Origin of the sequence: Amnimonas aquatica (assembly GCF_002943415.1) — a bacterium.
Classification (GTDB): domain Bacteria; phylum Pseudomonadota; class Gammaproteobacteria; order Pseudomonadales; family Moraxellaceae; genus Perlucidibaca; species Perlucidibaca aquatica_A.
In genome coordinates, this window is record NZ_PTQZ01000218.1 from 1 (window position 1) to 2,994 (window position 2,994).

Below are 2,994 nucleotides of genomic sequence, written 5' to 3' on the forward strand. Positions count from 1 at the left end.
GACCAGGCTGGGCAGCGTGGCGCCCACAAGCAGGCTGTCACGAAGGAATTTGCGGCGTTGCATGGGCGGACACTCGATGGGGGTTTCGGGTGCGACAGGCTACGCGGCAGATATGACAACGCTGCGACAACTGTCGGATATCGCCGTAATACAGCACGATACGCCGGACACGAAATGTTTCGCGACGAACGGTGATCGCGTGGCAGAGGCGCCAGCGAAAACCAGTGGGGGGAAGGGGCGGGAAACACGCGTATAAAGCGCTACAGTTTCCCGCCCCTTCCCCCCACTGGTTTCCGCCGACGATCAGTGCAGCGAGCGCACCCGCCCCTGCAGCGTGCGACCGAGGAAAGCCGAGTTCTTGCCGGTGGACAGCAGCGTGTCGGCCGAGACCGTCCAGGCCGCGGACGGGTCCACCACCAGCACACCGCCCTCTGCCAGGCTGCCGGCCGGAATGCCGATGATGCCGGCCGGCGCGCTGGACAGCGCCGCGATCAGGCGACCCGCCTCCAGCTCGCCGTCGCGCACCAGCTGCAGGCCCAGCGGCAGCACCGTCTCCAGCGTCGACATGCCGGGCAGCGCCTCGGCGAACGGCGCCAGCTTGGCGGCGGCGTTGAGCGGCTGGTGATCGGAGCAGATGGCATCGATCACGCCCTCGCGCACACCGGCGATCAGCGCCTGCCGGTCGGCCTCGCGGCGCAGCGGCGGACGCACGTGCGCCATGGCGTTGAAGCCGTCGATGGCGTCTTCGGTGAGGTGCAGCTGGTGCATGGAGACATCGGCGGTGACCGGCAGGCCCTTGTCCTTGGCGATGCGCACCAGCTCCACCGAGGCCTTGCACGACAGCTGACCGAAGTGGGCGCGCACCCCGGTCTGCTCGACCAGCAGGATGGCCGTGGCCAGCGCCACCGTCTCGGCGGTGTCGGGAATGCCGCCGAGGCCGAGGCGCGAGGCCACGAAGCCGTCATGCGCGCAGCCGGCGGCGAGCGAGACCTCCTCCGGCGAGAAGAACACGGTCAGGTCGGTGCTGCCGGCGTACTCCAGGCAGCGCAGCAGGGTTTCGACACTGGCCACCGGGCGGCGCGCCTGGCCGACACCGACGCAGCCGGCCGACTTCAGGCCGCCCATGCCGGCCAGCGCCTTGCCTTCGAGACCGCGGGTCAGCGCGCCGATGGGATAGACACGGGCATGCCCGGCGGCCTGGGCCTTCTCGATCACCTGCGCGGCCAGCGCGCCGTGATCGATCACCGGGCTGGTGTCCGGCGGCAGCACCAGATGCGCGAAGCCGCCAGCCGCGGCGGCACGGGTTTCGCTGGCGATGGTGCCGTGCTGGCGCGGCCCCGGCTCGCGCAGGCGGGCGCAGAGGTCGACGAAGGCCGGCACCACCCAGAGGCCGGCGCCATCGCTGACCGCGTGCACCTCGGCGGCATCGGCCTCGGCGCCGAAGGCGGTCACGCGCCCCTTGCCGATGACCACGCTGGTGATTTCATCACGTGTGCTGGCGGGGTCGATGACACGCACGCCGGTGTAGCGGATGACCTGGCTCATCGTGCGATCTCCTGCGAAATGCCCTGTGCGCCCGGCTGACCCGCGCCGGCTTCGGCGTGACGCTCGGCATCCTGGCCCTCGACCGACATGGCCAGCACCGCCATGCGCACCGCGATGCCGTAGTTGACCTGCTTCAGGATCAGCGACTGCGGACCGTCGGCCACTTCCGACTCGATCTCGACACCGCGGTTGATCGGCCCCGGGTGCATCACCAGCACGTTCGGGCTGGCCACCTTCAGGCGCTCGCGGGTCAGGCCGTAGAGTCCGTAGAACTCGCTGCTGCCGGGCAGCAGCGCCGACTCCATGCGCTCGTTCTGGATGCGCAGGGCGATGGCGACATCGACCCCGGCCATGCCCCGGCGCATGTCCTCGTGCACCTGCACGCCGAGCTCTTCGAAATCGCGCGGCAGCAGCGTGCGCGGACCGATCACGCGCACCTCCTTCGCCCCCAGCGTCTGCAGGGCGTGGATCTCCGAACGGGCCACGCGCGAATGGCGGATATCACCGATGATGGCCACGGTCAGCCCGGTGAAATCGCCGGCGTGGCGGCGGATGGTGAGCATGTCGAGCATGGCCTGGGTCGGGTGCGCGTGGCGCCCGTCGCCGGCATTGACCACGGCGATGCGCGGCGTGACCTGGCTGGCGATGAAGTGCGGCGCACCGGAGGAGCCGTGACGCACCACGAACACGTCGGCGGTCATGGCCTCCAGGTTCCAGAGCATGTCGCGCAGGGTCTCGCCCTTGCTGGTCGAGCTCTTGGAGATGTCGATGTTGAGCACATCGGCGGACAGGCGCTTGGCGGCGACCTCGAAGGTCGTGCGCGTGCGCGTCGATGCCTCGAAGAACAGGTTCATGACCGTGCGCCCGGCCAGCAGCGGCACGTTGCGGATGCCGCCGTTGCCGTCGAGGAAGGTGTCGGCACGGTCGAGGATCTCGGTCAGCAGCTCGCGCGACAGGCCTTCGGTGCTGAGGAAATGCTTGAGGCGACCTTGCGAGTTGAGCTGCAGGCGGCTGGCCTGGTGGGCGTGAGACTGATGCATGGCGAGCAGTTCCCGATCGGCCGCGGCCGAAGAACCGGCGCGCGTTGCTGGGCGCGCATTGTAAACCGCGACCCGCGCCGGCCCCAAGTCATGGCGCGCAGGAAAAGACCGGCGGGAAATGCCTGGCGAAACACCGCCGGCGGACGCCACGACGCCGGTTTTCTGGTATGAACAGCGGATGCCGCCGGCCGCCCACGGATGCCGGCCAGGAGAAGACTGCCATGACGCAGCCCCGCACACTCGCCGAACCGGACTACCGCGACCTGATCGAGGCCGCCGGCGACATCATCTACACCCTCGACCTCGACGGCCGCTTCACCTACGTCAACGCCGCCAGCATCCGCCTCATGGGCCGGCCGGCGGAAGCGCTGATCGGCCAGCATTTCGACAGCGTGCTGGCGCCGCACAG

At 69.5% G+C, this 2,994-nt stretch carries 3 protein-coding genes; 1 reads left to right on the top strand and 2 read right to left on the bottom strand.

The window, feature by feature from the left end:
- Window positions 1–303 precede the first annotated feature (303 nt).
- Both C5O18_RS08115 and C5O18_RS08120 read right to left on the bottom strand, forming a co-directional pair.
- On the bottom strand, window positions 304–1,545 hold the full coding sequence (locus C5O18_RS08115; RefSeq protein WP_105193033.1) for a dihydroorotase: 1,242 nt from the start codon (window positions 1,543–1,545) through the stop codon (window positions 304–306).
- Window positions 1,542–2,585 (bottom strand): aspartate carbamoyltransferase catalytic subunit, encoded by a 1,044-nt coding sequence (locus C5O18_RS08120; protein ID WP_105193035.1) that lies wholly within the window; start codon window positions 2,583–2,585, stop codon window positions 1,542–1,544. The genes C5O18_RS08115 and C5O18_RS08120 overlap by 4 nt, the downstream gene beginning before the upstream one ends.
- A gap of 221 nt (window positions 2,586–2,806) precedes the next feature.
- Between C5O18_RS08120 and C5O18_RS08125 the strand changes: the two genes are divergently transcribed.
- Window positions 2,807–2,994: PAS domain-containing protein (locus C5O18_RS08125; RefSeq protein ID WP_158249306.1), on the top strand; the 188-nt coding region annotated here is incomplete at its 3' end.

What these genes read in the sequence shown, in the direction of transcription:
- C5O18_RS08115 (WP_105193033.1), bottom strand. Translation starts at nt 1,545, where the DNA reads ATGAGCCAGGTCATCCGCTACACCGGCGTGCGTGTCATCGACCCCGCC.
- C5O18_RS08120 (WP_105193035.1), bottom strand. Translation starts at nt 2,585, where the DNA reads ATGCATCAGTCTCACGCCCACCAGGCCAGCCGCCTGCAGCTCAACTCG.